Source organism: Kluyvera ascorbata ATCC 33433 (assembly GCF_000735365.1).
Lineage (GTDB): Bacteria > Pseudomonadota > Gammaproteobacteria > Enterobacterales > Enterobacteriaceae > Kluyvera > Kluyvera ascorbata.
Window position 1 is genome coordinate 12,937 of the sequence record NZ_JMPL01000010.1, and the last position, 15,436, is coordinate 28,372.

The 15,436-nt window shown below is 54.2% G+C and carries 14 protein-coding genes; 7 read left to right on the forward strand and 7 right to left on the reverse strand.

Translation table 11 applies throughout. The features are described from left to right. Positions 1-4: 4 nt before the first annotated feature. Both glnL and glnA read right to left on the reverse strand, forming a co-directional pair. Positions 5-1,054 carry a nitrogen regulation protein NR(II) gene (gene glnL / locus GKAS_RS04605; RefSeq protein WP_035892306.1) on the reverse strand — a complete coding sequence of 350 codons (1,050 nt, stop codon included), beginning with the start codon at positions 1,052-1,054 and terminating at the stop codon, positions 5-7. A gap of 206 nt (positions 1,055-1,260) precedes the next feature. After that, a complete protein-coding gene (gene glnA, locus GKAS_RS04610) occupies positions 1,261-2,670 on the reverse strand; it encodes a glutamate--ammonia ligase (RefSeq protein ID WP_035892307.1) in 1,410 nt (469 codons plus the stop codon). 379 nt (positions 2,671-3,049) lie between these two features. On the opposite strand from glnA, the gene typA reads away from it, so the two are divergent. The 5 genes from typA (at position 3,050) to fabY (ending at position 7,889) form a co-directional block, all read left to right on the forward strand. Next, the gene (gene typA / locus GKAS_RS04615) at positions 3,050-4,873 is read left to right on the forward strand and encodes a ribosome-dependent GTPase TypA (protein ID WP_035892308.1); all 1,824 of its coding nucleotides are present in this window, start codon (positions 3,050-3,052) and stop codon (positions 4,871-4,873) included. Between the two features lie 136 nt (positions 4,874-5,009). Next, on the forward strand, positions 5,010-5,609 hold the full coding sequence (gene yihX, locus GKAS_RS04620; RefSeq protein WP_035892310.1) for a glucose-1-phosphatase: 600 nt from the start codon (positions 5,010-5,012) through the stop codon (positions 5,607-5,609). After that, a complete protein-coding gene (locus tag GKAS_RS04625) occupies positions 5,603-6,469 on the forward strand; it encodes a virulence factor BrkB family protein (RefSeq protein WP_035892311.1) in 867 nt (288 codons plus the stop codon). Before yihX ends, GKAS_RS04625 begins: the two co-directional genes overlap by 7 nt. Next, positions 6,466-6,903, forward strand: coding sequence for a D-aminoacyl-tRNA deacylase (gene dtd / locus GKAS_RS04630; RefSeq protein ID WP_035892312.1), 438 nt, complete (start codon positions 6,466-6,468; stop codon positions 6,901-6,903). Before GKAS_RS04625 ends, dtd begins: the two co-directional genes overlap by 4 nt. Before the next feature lie 44 nt (positions 6,904-6,947). Beyond that, positions 6,948-7,889, forward strand: a complete 942-nt coding sequence (gene fabY / locus GKAS_RS04635; RefSeq protein ID WP_035892313.1) for a fatty acid biosynthesis protein FabY — start codon at positions 6,948-6,950, stop codon at positions 7,887-7,889. A 23-nt stretch (positions 7,890-7,912) separates the two neighbouring features. On the opposite strand, the gene GKAS_RS04640 is transcribed toward fabY, so the two are convergent. Continuing rightward, positions 7,913-8,824: an alpha/beta hydrolase gene (locus tag GKAS_RS04640; protein ID WP_035892315.1), complete on the reverse strand. Its 912-nt coding sequence runs from the start codon at positions 8,822-8,824 to the stop codon at positions 7,913-7,915. Between the two features lie 219 nt (positions 8,825-9,043). On the opposite strand from GKAS_RS04640, the gene GKAS_RS04645 reads away from it, so the two are divergent. Then, the gene (locus tag GKAS_RS04645) at positions 9,044-9,355 is read left to right on the forward strand and encodes a toxin HigB-2 (RefSeq protein WP_035892316.1); all 312 of its coding nucleotides are present in this window, start codon (positions 9,044-9,046) and stop codon (positions 9,353-9,355) included. Beyond that, the gene (gene nadS / locus GKAS_RS04650; RefSeq protein ID WP_035892317.1) at positions 9,356-9,646 is read left to right on the forward strand and encodes a NadS family protein; all 291 of its coding nucleotides are present in this window, start codon (positions 9,356-9,358) and stop codon (positions 9,644-9,646) included. Positions 9,647-9,689: 43 nt separating this feature from the next. Here the strand turns inward: nadS and fdhE are convergent, their stop codons facing one another. Genes fdhE through fdnG form a run of 4 tightly spaced genes read right to left on the reverse strand, consistent with a single transcriptional unit; the run spans position 9,690 to position 15,213 of the window. Next, positions 9,690-10,619, reverse strand: coding sequence for a formate dehydrogenase accessory protein FdhE (gene fdhE / locus GKAS_RS04655; protein WP_035892319.1), 930 nt, complete (start codon positions 10,617-10,619; stop codon positions 9,690-9,692). Beyond that, entirely contained in the window at positions 10,616-11,251 is a 636-nt protein-coding gene (gene fdoI / locus GKAS_RS04660) for a formate dehydrogenase cytochrome b556 subunit (protein WP_035892320.1), read from the reverse strand. The genes fdhE and fdoI overlap by 4 nt, the downstream gene beginning before the upstream one ends. Beyond that, positions 11,248-12,150 (reverse strand): formate dehydrogenase subunit beta, encoded by a 903-nt coding sequence (fdxH, locus tag GKAS_RS04665; protein ID WP_035892321.1) that lies wholly within the window; start codon positions 12,148-12,150, stop codon positions 11,248-11,250. The genes fdoI and fdxH overlap by 4 nt, the downstream gene beginning before the upstream one ends. Positions 12,151-12,162: 12 nt before the next feature. After that, complete coding sequence (gene fdnG, locus GKAS_RS04670; RefSeq protein ID WP_147281517.1) at positions 12,163-15,213, reverse strand: formate dehydrogenase-N subunit alpha; 3,051 nt, start codon at positions 15,211-15,213, stop codon at positions 12,163-12,165. Positions 15,214-15,436: the final 223 nt, after the last annotated feature.

The window sequence follows — 15,436 nt, forward strand, 5'->3', positions numbered from 1 at the left end:
CACCTTATTTTTTGATTGGCAGGAAAACCGAGAACTCGGTATGGCCTGGCCAACTGGTAAATTCAATTTTGCCGGAGTGCTGATCGATAAGGCTGCGCGCTATCGACAGACCCAGCCCGGTGCCGCCTTCGCGGCCGCTGACCATTGGGTAAAACAGCGTATCCTGCAAATGTGATGGAATACCGGGGCCGTTATCTTCGACATCAATTCTGGCGGCCAGCCGATAACGCACGCCGTGCAGCGTTAACTGGAATGCGGTGCGGGTGCGCAGGACAATTTCGCCCCCTTCCGGGCCAAGCGCCTGCAGTGCATTTCGCACGATATTCAGCAGAACTTGCTCGATTTGGTCTGGATCGTGCGGAAGTTCCGGCAAACTTGGGTCGTAATCACGCACCAGCGTGACGTTCTCCGGCAGTTCCATAGAGACCAGCTTGACGACGCGCTCAGCCACTTTATGAATGCTCTCGGTGATATGCGTACCGGGATGCTGTGGGCCAAGCAGGCGGTCGACCAGATTACGCAGGCGGTCGGCCTGCTCAATGATGACGTTGGTGTACTCGGTCAACGCCGGGTCAGGCAGTGCCTTACTGAGTAGCTGTGCAGCGCCGCGTAAGCCACCCAGTGGGTTTTTAATCTCATGGGCGAGCCCTCGTACCAGATCGCGCGCCGCGATTTGCTGAGCGTGCTGGAGCTGCTCCTGGCTGAGGCGGCGTTGGTTATCCATTGGCGCCATTTCCAGCAGAATAAAACCGTCTGGCAAACGCTGTGCGGTCAGCGAAAGAATATGCGAGCGTCCGTCAATCACCAGCGTCACTTCGTTATCGGTAAACCCCTGACCCGTTTGCAGGCTCTCCTGCATCAAGCCAATGTTCAGCGAGAAATAGCTTAGAAGCTCGGGTAAAGGCGTACCAAAGAGTTTGCGCGCGCTCTGCGCCAGCAGCTGCTGTGCAGCAGGGTTCGCATAGTGAACGGCGAGGTCATCATCGACCAGTAAAATACTGTTGATTAACGAATTAAGGATCTGCCCAGCATCGGGCAGTGCGCCTGTTGCCATTTAGCAGTCTCCTGAAAAGGCTTGCACCATTTTAGTGCAGTATAGCTTTTTACGAGTAAAAAGCGCGAGATATCAGGTTGTTGGTGGAGAAAAAAGCCCATCCTGAGATGGGCTGAAAGTTTCCACGGCAACTTAATTCCAGGGAGTGCGCCAGAACCCAAGGGCAATGGCGCCGCTACAGCTGGAAAGTACAACTCAAAATACGATTAGACGCTGTAGTACAGTTCGAACTCAACCGGGTGCGGAGTCATACGTACGCGGTCGTTTTCTTCGGTGCGCAGCGTGATGTAAGCGTCGATAGCTTCATCAGTGAACACGCCACCTGCAGTCAGGAACTCGCGGTCAGCATCGAGAGCCTGCAGCGCTTCTTCCAGAGAGCCAGCAACCTGTGGGATCTCTTTCGCTTCTTCTGGCGGCAGGTCGTACAGGTTTTTGTCCATGGCTTCGCCAGGGTGGATTTTGTTCTTGATGCCGTCAAGGCCTGCCATCAGCAGTGCTGCGAAGCACAGGTATGGGTTAGCTGCTGGGTCCGGGAAGCGCACTTCGATACGACGCGCTTTCGGAGAAGCAACAACCGGGATACGGATGGATGCAGAACGGTTACGGGCAGAGTAAGCCAGCATTACCGGTGCTTCATAACCTGGGACCAGACGCTTGTAGGAGTTGGTGGTCGGGTTAGCCAGGGCGTTGATAGCTTTAGCGTGTTTGATAACACCGCCGATGTAGTGCAGTGCTTGCTCGGACAGGCCAGCATATTTGTCGCCGGAGAACAGGTTTACGCCGTTCTTGGACAGGGACATGTGGCAGTGCATGCCGGAACCGTTATCGCCAAACATTGGTTTTGGCATAAAGGTCGCGGTTTTACCGAAGCGGTGAGCGACGTTGTGCACAACATATTTGTAGATCTGAATTTCGTCCGCTTTCTTGGTCATGGTGTTGAAGCGGGTTGCGATTTCGTTCTGGCCAGCAGTCGCAACTTCGTGGTGATGCGCTTCAACAACCAGGCCCATCTCTTCCATGATCAGACACATGGTAGAACGGATGTCCTGTGAGGAATCAACCGGAGGAACTGGGAAGTAACCGCCTTTAACGCCTGGACGGTGACCTTTGTTACCACCTTCGTATTTGGTGGAGGAGTTCCATGCGCCTTCGATGTCATCGATAGCCACGTGAGAACCGGAGATGGATGCGCCGAAGCGGATGTCATCAAACAGGAAGAATTCTGGCTCTGGCCCGAACAGAACGGTGTCTGCGATGCCGGTAGCGCGCAGGTACTCTTCAGCGCGTTTAGCGATGGAGCGCGGGTCACGGTCGTAGCCCTGCAGGGTACCTGGTTCCAGGATGTCGCAACGGATAATCAGGGTAGACTCTTCAAAGAACGGGTCGATGAGAGCGGTAGATGCGTCTGGCATCAGAACCATGTCGGATTCGTTAATGCCTTTCCAGCCACCGATAGAGGAGCCGTCAAACATTTTGCCTTCTTCGAAGAATTCGGCATTTACCTGGTGCGCAGGAATAGTGACGTGCTGTTCTTTACCTTTGGTATCGGTGAAGCGCAGATCGACAAACTTCACTTCGTGCTCATTCAGCATCGTCAAAACGTGTTCAGCGGACATACTTAACATCTCCCGGATTTATCATTGTCGTCGTGGTAACGAGGTCTTCAATCACTGCTTAAAGTGGCGTTGTTGCCTTGAAATATACAAAGCGAAATCTGTGCCAACTTTTAAATCACCCCCAAAAGGCGTTATCATGCGCACCATAGTGCAAAAGGGCTGCACCACGATAGCGTCTTTGCACCATTATAGTGCTTATCATGAAGCGATGAGCACCATATTGGTGCAAATTGTGTCCAGGTGCCCTTTTTATGCTCCGTGAAAGCGATCACAAAGAAACTCTGCAATACTTGTTTGCGGAGGATCTCTGTGATCCTGTTTTGTAGTGCGATTAATCCGTGTACAATAACGCGCTATTTCTAATGCCCGAGGCAAAGTTGTGATCGAAAATTTGCGTAACATCGCCATCATCGCGCACGTTGACCATGGTAAAACTACCCTGGTTGATAAGCTGCTGCAGCAATCCGGTACGTTTGATGCACGTGCTGAAACTCAAGAACGTGTGATGGACTCCAACGATTTGGAGAAAGAGCGTGGGATTACCATCCTCGCGAAAAACACCGCAATCAAATGGAATGATTACCGTATCAACATCGTTGATACCCCAGGGCACGCCGACTTCGGTGGTGAAGTTGAGCGCGTCATGTCCATGGTTGACTCTGTGCTGCTGGTAGTTGATGCAATGGATGGCCCGATGCCGCAGACGCGCTTCGTGACCAAAAAAGCATTTGCTCATGGTCTGAAGCCAATTGTTGTTATCAACAAAGTTGACCGTCCAGGCGCGCGTCCTGATTGGGTTGTTGACCAGGTATTCGACCTGTTCGTTAACCTCGACGCGACCGACGAACAGCTGGACTTCCCTATCGTTTACGCTTCCGCGCTGAACGGTATCGCAGGTCTGGATCACGAAAATATGGCGGAAGACATGACCCCGCTGTATCAGACCATCGTTGATCGTGTACCGGCTCCAGACGTAGACCTGGATGGCCCGCTGCAGATGCAAATCTCCCAGCTGGACTACAACAACTACGTTGGTGTTATCGGTATCGGCCGTATCAAACGCGGTAAAGTGAAGCCAAACCAGCAGATCACTATCATTGATAGCGAAGGCAAAACCCGTAACGGTAAAGTCGGTAAAGTGCTGACTCACCTGGGTCTGGAGCGTATCGATAGCGACCTGGCTGAAGCTGGCGACATCATCGCGATCACCGGTCTGGGCGAGCTGAACATCTCCGACACCATCTGCGACCCGCAGAATGTTGAAGCGCTGCCAGCGCTGTCCGTAGATGAACCAACCGTAACCATGTTCTTTAACGTCAACACCTCTCCGTTCTGCGGTAAAGAAGGTAAATACGTTACTTCTCGTCAGATCCTGGATCGCCTGAAGAAAGAGCTGGTTCACAACGTTGCGCTGCGCGTTGAAGAAACTCCGGATGCAGACGCATTCCGCGTTTCTGGCCGTGGTGAGCTGCACCTGTCCGTTCTGATTGAAAACATGCGTCGTGAAGGTTTCGAAATGGCGGTTTCCCGTCCGAAAGTAATCTTCCGCGAAATCGATGGCCGTAAACAAGAGCCATTCGAAAACGTAACGCTGGACGTCGAAGAGCAGCACCAGGGTTCTGTCATGCAGGCACTGGGTGAGCGTAAAGGCGACCTGAAAAACATGAATCCAGACGGAAAAGGCCGCGTACGTCTCGACTACGTGATCCCAAGCCGAGGGCTTATCGGTTTCCGTTCAGAATTCATGACCATGACCTCCGGTACCGGTCTGCTGTACTCCACCTTCAGCCACTACGACGACGTTCGTCCGGGTGAAGTTGGCCAGCGTCAGAACGGCGTACTGATCTCCAACGGTCAGGGTAAAGCGGTTGCGTTCGCACTGTTCAGCCTGCAGGACCGCGGTAAGCTGTTCCTGGGCCACGGCGCAGAAGTTTACGAAGGCCAGATCATCGGTATTCACAGCCGTTCTAACGACCTGACTGTAAACTGCCTGACCGGTAAGAAACTGACCAACATGCGTGCTTCCGGTACTGATGAAGCTACGACTCTGGTCCCAGCTCAGAAAATGACTCTGGAACAAGCTCTGGAATTCATCGATGACGACGAACTGGTAGAAGTTACCCCAACTTCTATCCGTATCCGTAAACGTCACCTGACTGAAAACGACCGTAAACGCGCTATGCGTGGTCCGAAAGAAGATTAATTTCTCTCTTTTGTCGTGACCTGAAACCCCGCCTATATGGCGGGGTTTTTCTTTTTGAAATAGAGAGCGTTTGTTCATGGTCAAAGTTCGCCTTTCCCGCTAGAGTGAAATTTCCACGGCGTGAACGGAGGCAAAAATGCTCTATATCTTTGATTTAGGTAATGTGATTGTCGACATTGATTTCAACCGTGTTCTGGGAACGTGGAGCGATCTCGCCCGCGTGCCGCTGGCCAGGCTAAAGCAAAGTTTCACCATGGGAGAGGTATTTCATCAGCACGAACGCGGTGAAATATCGGATGAAGAGTTTGCGAAAGCCATGTGCCATGACATGGAGCTACCGCTCAGCTACGAGCAGTTTGCCCACGGCTGGCAGGCGGTTTTTGTGGCCCTTCGCCCCGAAGTCATCGACATCATGAAAACGCTGCGCGAGCAGGGGCATCGTGTGGTGGTGCTGTCTAATACTAACGCGCTTCACACCACTTTCTGGCCGGGCGAATACCCGGAAATCTATGCCGCCGCCGACCACGTTTATCTTTCCCAGGAGATGGGGATGCGTAAACCGGAGGCGCGGATTTACCAGCGCGTACTGGAATCTGAAGGTTTTTCTGCCGCCGATGCGGTCTTTTTTGACGATAACGCCGATAATATAGATGGCGCTAACCAGTTGGGGATCACCAGCGTACTGGTGACCGGGAGAGAAACCCTACCCGACTACTTTATGAAGTCGTTATGTTAAAAACCGTTCATCAAAAAGTGATTCATCATACCCGGCCGCTGGTGGTGTGGAGCAAATTCCTCTGGCGGCGCATTGAAGAAGACAACATGACGACACTGGCGGGTAACCTGGCCTACGTGTCGTTGCTTTCCCTTGTGCCGCTGGTGGCAGTGATTTTTGCCCTGTTCGCGGCATTTCCCATGTTTTCGGAAGTCAGCCTGCAGATTCGCCATTTTGTGTTCGCTAACTTCCTGCCCGCAACCGGCGATATTATTCAGCGCTATATCGAGCAGTTTGTTGCCAACTCCAACAGGATGACCGCCTTTGGCGCCTGTGGCCTGATTATTACCGCGCTGCTGCTGATGTACTCTATCGACAGCGCCTTGAATACCATCTGGCGGAGTAAACGTGTACGCCCAAAGGTGTACTCGTTTGCCGTCTACTGGATGATCCTGACTCTGGGGCCGCTGTTAGCCGGTGTTAGCCTCGCAATCAGCTCCTATTTACTTTCATTGCGCTGGGCCAGCGAGCTGCACGGCGTGATTGATAACGTGCTGCGCGTCTTCCCGCTGCTGCTTTCGTGGCTGTCGTTCTGGCTGCTCTACAGCATTGTGCCCACGACTCAGGTACCGAACCGTGATGCGGTGATTGGCGCGCTGGTTGCTGCGCTGCTGCATGAATTGGGTAAGAAAGCGTTCTCCCTCTACATCACTGCATTCCCGTCCTATCAGTTGATTTACGGCGTACTGGCGGTGATCCCCATTTTGTTTGTCTGGGTCTACTGGACCTGGTGTATCGTCTTGCTAGGTGCTGAAATAACTGTCACTCTCGGTGAATACCGAAAATTGAAAACAGAACAACAAGAAGCCGAAGAATCATGATTGCATTAATTCAGCGAGTCACCCGTGCGAGCGTTAGCGTCGCGGACGAAGTGACGGGAGAAATTGGCCTGGGGCTGCTGGTGTTACTGGGCGTAGAGAAAGACGACGATGAGCAGAAGGCAAACCGTCTGTGTGAGCGCGTGCTGGGCTACCGCATCTTCAGCGATGAAGACGGTAAGATGAACCTGAACGTGCAGCAGGCTGGCGGCAGCGTGCTGGTGGTGTCGCAGTTTACGCTAGCGGCTGACACCGAACGCGGTATGCGCCCGAGCTTCTCAAAAGGTGCCGCGCCAGATCGCGCCGAAGCGCTCTATGACTATTTTGTACAACGCTGTCGCCAACAGGACATGAACACGCAAACAGGACGATTCGCAGCGGATATGCAGGTGTCGCTGGTCAATGACGGCCCCGTGACGTTCTGGTTACAAGTATGACCACGCTTCCCGTTAGGACGTGGGCGACAAAAGAGAGTGCCATTATGTACCATCTCCGAGTACCGCAGACTGAAGAAGAGTTAGAGCAGTATTACCAGTTCCGCTGGGAAATGCTGCGTAAACCCCTGCATCAGCCAAAAGGTTCCGAGCGTGATGCCTGGGATGCCATGGCGCACCATCAGATGGTGGTTGATGAGCTGGGAAAGCTGGTCGCCGTAGGGCGGCTATACATCAACGCGGATAATGAAGCGTCTATCCGTTTTATGGCGGTACACCCTGACTTTCAGGATAAAGGTCTGGGAACGCTTATTGCGATGACCCTGGAGTCCGTTGCGCGTCAGGAAGGGGTTAAACGCGTCACCTGTAGCGCACGTGAAGATGCCGTGCCGTTCTTTTCCAAGCTAGGATTCAAGAACGAAGGGGAGATTACTACCCCGCAGACCACCCCCGTTCGCCATTTCCTGATGATTAAACCCGTTGCCTCGCTGGATGATATTCTGCACCGCGGTGACTGGTGTGCACAGCTACAGCAGGCCTGGTACGATCATATTCCGCTCAGCGAGAAGATGGGCGTGCGCATCCAGCAGTACACCGGGCAGAAATTCATTACCACCATGCCAGAAACTGGCAACCAGAACCCGCACCATACGCTGTTTGCCGGCAGCCTCTTTTCGCTGGCAACGCTCACCGGCTGGGGGCTTATCTGGCTGATGCTGCGTGAGCGCCACCTGGGCGGCACCATTATTCTGGCCGATGCCCATATCCGCTACCGAAAACCTATCGCCGGTAAACCGACCGCCATTGCAGACCTCGGCTCGCTTAGCGGCGACCTGGACCGACTGGCCCGAGGACGCAAAGCACGCGTGCAGATGCAAGTTGAGCTGTTCGGCGATGACACCCCCGGTGTGGTGTTCGAGGGGACCTATATCGTGCTGCCTGCGAAGCCATTCGGTTCGTACGAAGAGGGCGGTAACGAAGAGGAGTAGGGTATCTCCCAGCCTCGCTATCTTCAGTGGCCTGCCATCCTGCGGGCCACATCCTCCATTGCATCCCGCGCCGCCTGGCTCACGCCGCCAAGCTGGAAAAATCCGTGAATAACGCCATGATAGCGCTGGCAGGTGCAGGTTACGCCCTGTCGGGTTAGCCGTTCATAGAGCGCCTCACCTTCATCGCGGAGCGGATCGTATTCGGCGGTAATGATATGCACCGGCGGAAGGCCGTTAAAATCGTCGCGCCAGAGTGGGCTAGCTTCCTGGTGCAGTGGATCGTTTCCCTGCAGATACATCTCAAAACCTGAAAGTAGCGTATCGCGAGTAATAATGTAGTCCTGCCCATTGCTGATGTAGCTGGCAAAGCTGGCGGTAGCGTCGAGCATCGGGTAAATCAGCATAAGTTTTGACGGTGTCCATGCCGCGTTGGCTTTTAGGCGTAGCGCGGTGACCAGTGCCAGATGGCCGCCAGCGCTATCGCCAGCGAGCGTGATATGCTTGCGGTCGATACCAAGCTGCTGAGCATATTTATAAACCAGGTTCGCGCCACGCTCGGCGTCATCGTGAGCGGCGGGGAAAGTGTGTTCTGGTGCCAGACGATACTGCACCGCAATCACCCGGCATCCACTGTGCCAGGCTAGCTGCCGTAGCTGGTTGTCGTGCGTGATAAACCCACCGCTGACAAAACAGCCGCCATGAAAGTAGAGAATGCAGGGGAGTGATGATGCTGAATTTAGCGGCGAAATGACGCGAAATGTCATCCCTTCCAGCACGATATCTTCTGATTTGACGCGAATCTCTTTCTCGCCTGCCAGCGCCGTGCTGGCAATATACCCCTTTCTCCGGTCATCAATATTCTGCTCACGTGAAGAAGGGCGACCGGCCGCAATAAACTCAGCAACTAGCTGCGCAATACCGTTTTCCAATGCCATGATAATGTCCTTTTCGCTGTATAAACATACAGCTTTATAGCCTGGTTTATCGCGAATGGAAACGGGAAATTGGGTGGGATAGTGATTGTGGATAGCGGCTCGCAAAAACCAAAGCCCGGTTGGTATCTTCGGTTTAATTTCAGTACGGTGAGTGAAACCGACTGTACGCCATTGACGTATTGTCTGATTGGACTAATATAAGCCAATGGCGTACTGAATATGCTATTTATAGAAACGGAATTCTTCACTGAAGATGTCAGGAAGTTGTTGGACGACGATGAGTATCACCGGTTGCAGCTATTCATGGCGCAGCATCCTGATTGCGGCGTTCTGATTCAGGATACGGGTGGTCTGCGAAAAATCCGCTGGCGGTCACGAGGCAAGGGAAAACGTAGTGGAGTACGTATTATCTATTTTTATCAGAGCCATAAGTTTGAGATTCGCTTATTGCTGATTTATCAAAAGGGCATTAAGGACGATATCACGCCACAGGAAAAAGCGATTCTGCGTATGTTGAATGAGAGGTGGTAGATGGATAAGGCACTCTTTGAGCGGCTCACCAAAAGCATGGCTCAAATGAATGAGATCATCGAAGGAAATCGGGAGCCTTCGCGGACCTTTCACATCGATGCTATGAAGATTAAAGCCATCCGACAGGCATCGGGATTATCCCAGCCCCGCTTTGCCGAACTTATCTCCGTTAGCGTGGATACGCTGCGAAATTGGGAGCAGGGCAGGCGCTCGCCAACAGGGCCTGCAAAAGCGCTGTTACGTGCCATTGCTAACGATCCCCGAAATGTTTTACAAGCATTGAGTGACTGAAGAAGCGCCCGGAAGCATATCTGCTTACCGGGCTTATGGGAAATTACTCCCCTTCCCCCGGGAACAGGAACGGATTAATCGAGCTGCGGGCGAACCCTTCTTGCTCCATTCGCGCGTCCAGTACCAGTGAGGCCAGGTCGTCGGCAACCGCTTCGACTTTTGGGTCTTTTTCCTGATACAGAATCTTCAGGTAAGTGCCGCAGTCGCCGCAGCTTTCGGCTTTGATGGCTGCCTGCTCGTTATCCAGTGACCAGTAGTGCAGGTCGCGGCTTTGCTCGCAGTTGCTGCATTTCACGCGCACTACGTGCCATTCGGTTTCACACAGGTTGCAGTGCAGGTAACGCAGACCCTGAGTGGTGCCGATTTGCACCATGCTTGAAACTGGCATTGAGCCGCATACCGGGCAGAACTGGCGTTGCTCGCCGTATTCTGCACGGGCCTTGCCCGGAATCAGACTGGCCATTTGCGCCCAGTAGAGCGACAGTGCAGCCCAGATAAACGGCGCTTTATCACTGCTCACGGAAGCAAAGTCAGAGGCAAACAGCGCGCTCGCCATCAGCTCCAGCTCTTGCTCGGAGGCTTTCTCCAGGTTCTCGATAACCGCCAGCGCCGGGCCGCTCATCTCTGGCTTCAGCTCGGCAATCATCGAATGCAGCAGCGTGTGCCAGTGCTTGTCGCGCGGCAAAACGTGAATATCCAGCGGCGGTTTGCCCTGGTCATTCGCTTCTTTGATGCGTGCGGTAAGATCCATTTTCAGCGGGTGGTCGTAGAGCACCACTTCCTGAGCATGGGCAATCAGCGCAGCAAAGCGCAGGTAATCGCCCAGCGGATTATTCTCTGCCAGCTCGCGCAGACGTTCGGCGCGGCGGTTATAGAGGTTCTTGAGTCTGGGGAACAACAACGGCGGAATGACTTCCGCCGTACGTTTCTCGCTCGAACCCAGCTCATCTTGCGGGATTATGCGAATACTCATTCAGATGACTTTTCCTGTTTCTGGCGGACTTCACGGTACCAGCGCGGGTGATGTTTCTTCGCCCACGTTTTGGTAACCCATCCCTCCACCATCGCGGTAATGGTGCCTTTCACCCAAAGGGCGGCGTAGATATGCACCATGATAACCACAATTAACGCTACTGCGGCAAATGAATGCAGCATTAGCGCAAATCGGATCACCGGGATTGAGAAAGCAGGCGCAAAGTACGGACGCCAGATAACCACACCGCTCACCAGCAGCAGCACCAGGAAGATAATCGCCGCCCAGAATACGCATTTCTGGCCGAAGTTATAACGCCCGGTGTCACCTACTTCCTCGTTGACGACGATCTTACGAATATTCTTCGCCCAAAAGATATCATCCCGATTGATTAGATTGTGGTGCCAGTAGCGGAAAAACATGATGATAAACGAGGCAAACATGATGACGCCGACAAACGGGTGCAGAATACGCGCCAGCTGCGGAGTCCCCATGATTTGCATCAGCCAGTTGAAGGATGGGAAGAAAAATCCCAGCCCGCTTATCGCCGCCAGCATGAAGCAGAAGGCGGTGACCCAGTGGTTGATGCGTTCCGGCGCCGTGTAGCGCACGATGGTGTCACGTTTTTTCATTTGCGCACCTCATCGTCTTTCTCATCCAGATTGTCTTCTTCCTCTTCCGCACGGTTCGGACCGACCCCGACGTAGTGGAAGATGCTCGCGGCGAACGTAGCAGCAAAGCCGATAGCGGCCAGCGGTTTCCAGACGCCTTTCCAGAACTTCACGGTAGCGCTGATTTCCGGGTTCTCCGGCAGACCGTGGTACAGATTCGGTTTGTCGGCATGGTGCAGCACGTACATCACGTGCGTACCGCCAACGCCTGCCGGATCGTACAGGCCCGCATTGTCGTAACCACGGGTTTTCAGTTCGGCCACGCGCTCGCCCGCCAGCACTTTCATATCCTCTTTGGAACCAAAGTGGATAGCGCCGGTTGGGCACGTTTTCACGCATGCCGGTTCTTGCCCAACGTTCACGCGGTCAACGCACAGCGTACATTTGTACACGCGGTTGTCTTCCGGGTTAAGTCGCGGCACGTTGAACGGGCAGCCAGCGATACAGTAGCCACAGCCAATACACTGCTCGGACTGGAAGTCGACGATGCCGTTGGCATACTGAATGATAGCCCCTTCTGACGGGCATGCTTTCAGGCAGCCCGGGTCGGCGCAGTGCATACAGCCATCCTTACGGATGAGCCACTCCAGTTTGTCGTTCTGTTCCACTTCCGAGAAACGCATCACCGTCCAGGATTTGGCGGTCAAATCTGCCGGGTTGTCATACACCCCGACGTTGCTGCCAATCTCGTCACGGATATCGTTCCACTCTGAACAGGCCACCTGACAGGCTTTACAGCCGATACAGGTGGTCACGTCGATAAGCTTCGCCACCTCTTCCTGGTGATCCCGCGCGCGAGGCGCGGGAGTAAAACCGTTAGTGGCGGAACGACGGATAATGTCCTGCGATTGATAAGCCATAGGTCGTCTCCGTTACACCTTTTCCAAGTTCACCAGGAAGGACTTGAATTCCGGCGTCTGCGAGTTCGCATCACCAACGGACGGAGTTAAGGTGTTCGCAATAAACCCTTTCTTCGCCACGCCTTCATAGCCCCAGTGGATTGGAATACCGATGGTATCGATATCCTTACCGTCAACTTTCAGCGTGCGGATACGTTTGGTCACCACCGCCTTGGCTTTGATATAGCCGCGGTTGGAGGAGACCTTCACGGTATCGCCGTGGCCGATGCCGAGCTTATCGGCCAGCTTCTCACCAATCTCCACGAACTGTTCCGGCTGTGCGATGGCGTTAAGCAGCGCATGTTTGGTCCAGTAGTGGAAGTGCTCGGTCAGACGGTAGGTGGTACCGACGTACGGGAACTTGTCCGCTTTACCCAACGCTTCCCTATCGCCTTTAAAGATACGGGCGGCAGGGTTCGAGATGACGTTCGGGTGCAGTGGGTTAGTGCCCAGCGGCGTTTCAAACGGCTCGTAGTGTTCCGGGAACGGACCTTCTGCCATCTTATCGAGGGCGAACAGGCGACCCATCCCTTCCGGCTGCATGATAAACGGCCCGACGTTGCTGCCCGGTGCCGCGGTGCTGTAGTCCGGAATATCCACGCCGCCCCATTTCGCGCCGTCCCACTTGATGAGCTGGCGTTTCGGATCCCACGGGTTCCCCTGCGGGTCTGCGGAAGCACGGTTATACAGGATGCGACGGTTCAGCGGCCATGCCCAGGCCCAGCCCAGCGTGTTGCCAAGGCCGGATGGATCGGCGTTATCACGACGCGCCATCTGGTTGCCGTCCGGCGTCCAGCTACCGGCGAAGATCCAGCAGCCGCTGGCGGTGGTACCGTCATCGCGCAGTTGGGCGAACGAGCTCAGCTGTTGGCCTTTTTTCACGATAACCGCGCCGGTTGCCGGGTCGATAATATCGGCCAGCGCCTTACCGTTGTTCTCCATCGCCACTTCCTCAGACGCTGGTTCATCCGGCGTTGAGTAGTTCCAGCTCATGTTCAGCACCGCTTCAGGTACCGGGCCGCCCTCTTCGGCGTACATCTTACGCAGGCGTAAGAAGATACCGGCCAGGATCTCACCGTCGGTGACGGCATCCCCTGGGGCGTCCGCGCCTTTCCAGTGCCACTGCAACCAGCGGCCGGAGTTAACGATAGAACCGTTCTCTTCGGCGAAGCAGGTAGATGGCAGGCGGAAGACTTCAGTCTGGATTTTCGACGGGTCAACATCGTTTGACTCGCCGTGGTTTTGCCAGAAGGTCGCCGTTTCAGTGTTGAGTGGGTCAATGGTGACGAGGAACTTCAGTTTAGAAAGCGCCGCGACCGTTTTGTTTTTGTTCGGGAATGAAGCAACCGGGTTAAAGCCCTGGCACAGATAGCCGTTGACCTTGCCCTCGTTCATCATCTCGAAATACTGCAGGACGTCATACCCTTTGTCCCACTTCGGCAGCCAATCAAAGCCCCAGCTATTTTCCGCCGTCGCTTTATCGCCGTAGAAGGTCTTCATCATTGAGACGAAGAATTTCGGGTAGTTGCCCCAGTAGTTCACCTGACCATCCAGCAGCGGTTTAGGCGTGTTGGCGGTGAGATAAGTTTGCAGGTCAGCCTGTTTCTCGCTTGGCAGCGTCATATAGCCCGGAAGGCTTGTCGACAGCAGGCCGAGGTCGGTCAGACCCTGAATGTTAGAGTGACCGCGCAGGGCGTTCACACCGCCGCCTGCCATGCCCATGTTGCCGAGCAGCAGCTGAATCATCGCCATGGTACGGATGTTCTGCGAACCGATGGAGTGCTGCGTCCAGCCCAGTGCATACAGGAACGAGGCGGTTTTATCGTGGGCGCTGGTTTCTGCAATGTACTCACAGACTTTCAGGAAGTCCGCCTTCGGCGTACCACAAATCTGCTCAACCACGTCCGGCGTGTAGCGTGAAATGTGCTGTTTCAGCAGATTCCAGACGCAGCGAGGATGGCTGAGGGTGGTATCGCGTTTGGCGTGACCGTTCTCGTCCAGCTCGTAGTTCCACGAGGTTTTATCGTACTTACGGGCTTCCGGGTCATAGCCGCTGAACAGGCCGTCGTCGAAGCTAAAGTCTTCGCGCACGATCAGGCTAGCGTTGGTGTAGGCCTCGGTGTACTCGCGGTTGAATTTTTCGTTATTCAACAGGTACAGCATCACGCCCGACAGGAAGGTAATGTCGGTGCCGGAGCGAATAGGGGCGTAGAAATCCGCCACTGACGCGGTACGCGTAAAGCGGGGATCGATAACAATCAGCTTCGCGCCATTATGGATCTTGGCTTCCATCGCCCAGCGGAACCCCACCGGATGCGCTTCTGCCGCGTTCCCACCCATCACAACGATGAGATTGGCGTTCTTAATGTCAACCCAGTGGTTGGTCATCGCACCGCGACCAAATGTTGGAGCAAGACTTGCTACCGTTGGTCCGTGTCAGACACGCGCTTGGTTGTCGACCGCGAGCATACCGAGCGCGCGGGTGAATTTCTGGGTTAAGAAGCCGGTTTCGTTACTGGAAGCAGAGGCGCACAGCATCCCGGTGGTCAACCAACGGTTAACGGTGGTACCTGCTTCGTTTTTCTCAATAAAGTTGGCGTCACGGTCGGCCTTCATCAGTTTAGCGATGCGGTCAAACGCTTCGTCCCAGCTGATTTGCTGCCATTTATTGGAGCCAGGTGCGCGGTATTCAGGGTATTTCAGACGGCTTTCAGAGTGGATAAAGTCCACCAGACCTGCGCCTTTCGGGCACAGCGCGCCGCGGTTGACCGGGTGATCCGGGTCCCCTTCGATGTGGAAAATTGAGGCTTTCGCGTTTTTTGCGCCGTCGCCGAGGCTATACATTAAAAGCCCACAACCGACAGAGCAGTAAGTGCAGGTGTTACGGGTCTCACGGGTGCGCAGCAATTTATACTGCCGTGTTTCCGCGAGTGCGATGCCTGGGGCAAAGCCCAGTGCGGCTGCCGTGGTTCCTGCCATACCGCCAGCGCAGATCTTAAAGAACTGCCTTCTGCTGACCTGCATGGTTAGCTCCTTGTTTCGACATTGTCATTGCTTGTAATTGTTCTTCGTCGTAGTCAGACGAAGATTCTGAATACTGCGATGCCCTCAGTTCCTGGAGGGCTTTGGTTCAGAATACCACAATATCGGTAGGCTTGTTCTAACGCGGTTAACGACAGGTGAATGGATTTTGCCAGGGTTAACATTGAATCGTGATATTTATCACATTTAACCCTGCATATCGCAC

What these genes read in the sequence shown, in the direction of transcription:
- glnL (WP_035892306.1), bottom strand. Translation starts at nt 1,054, where the DNA reads ATGGCAACAGGCGCACTGCCCGATGCTGGGCAGATCCTTAATTCGTTA.
- glnA (WP_035892307.1), bottom strand. Translation starts at nt 2,670, where the DNA reads ATGTCCGCTGAACACGTTTTGACGATGCTGAATGAGCACGAAGTGAAG.
- yihX (WP_035892310.1), top strand. Translation starts at nt 5,010, where the DNA reads ATGCTCTATATCTTTGATTTAGGTAATGTGATTGTCGACATTGATTTC.
- GKAS_RS04625 (WP_035892311.1), top strand. Translation starts at nt 5,603, where the DNA reads ATGTTAAAAACCGTTCATCAAAAAGTGATTCATCATACCCGGCCGCTG.
- dtd (WP_035892312.1), top strand. Translation starts at nt 6,466, where the DNA reads ATGATTGCATTAATTCAGCGAGTCACCCGTGCGAGCGTTAGCGTCGCG.
- fabY (WP_035892313.1), top strand. Translation starts at nt 6,948, where the DNA reads ATGTACCATCTCCGAGTACCGCAGACTGAAGAAGAGTTAGAGCAGTAT.
- GKAS_RS04640 (WP_035892315.1), bottom strand. Translation starts at nt 8,824, where the DNA reads ATGGCATTGGAAAACGGTATTGCGCAGCTAGTTGCTGAGTTTATTGCG.
- GKAS_RS04645 (WP_035892316.1), top strand. Translation starts at nt 9,044, where the DNA reads ATGCTATTTATAGAAACGGAATTCTTCACTGAAGATGTCAGGAAGTTG.
- nadS (WP_035892317.1), top strand. Translation starts at nt 9,356, where the DNA reads ATGGATAAGGCACTCTTTGAGCGGCTCACCAAAAGCATGGCTCAAATG.
- fdhE (WP_035892319.1), bottom strand. Translation starts at nt 10,619, where the DNA reads ATGAGTATTCGCATAATCCCGCAAGATGAGCTGGGTTCGAGCGAGAAA.
- fdoI (WP_035892320.1), bottom strand. Translation starts at nt 11,251, where the DNA reads ATGAAAAAACGTGACACCATCGTGCGCTACACGGCGCCGGAACGCATC.
- fdxH (WP_035892321.1), bottom strand. Translation starts at nt 12,150, where the DNA reads ATGGCTTATCAATCGCAGGACATTATCCGTCGTTCCGCCACTAACGGT.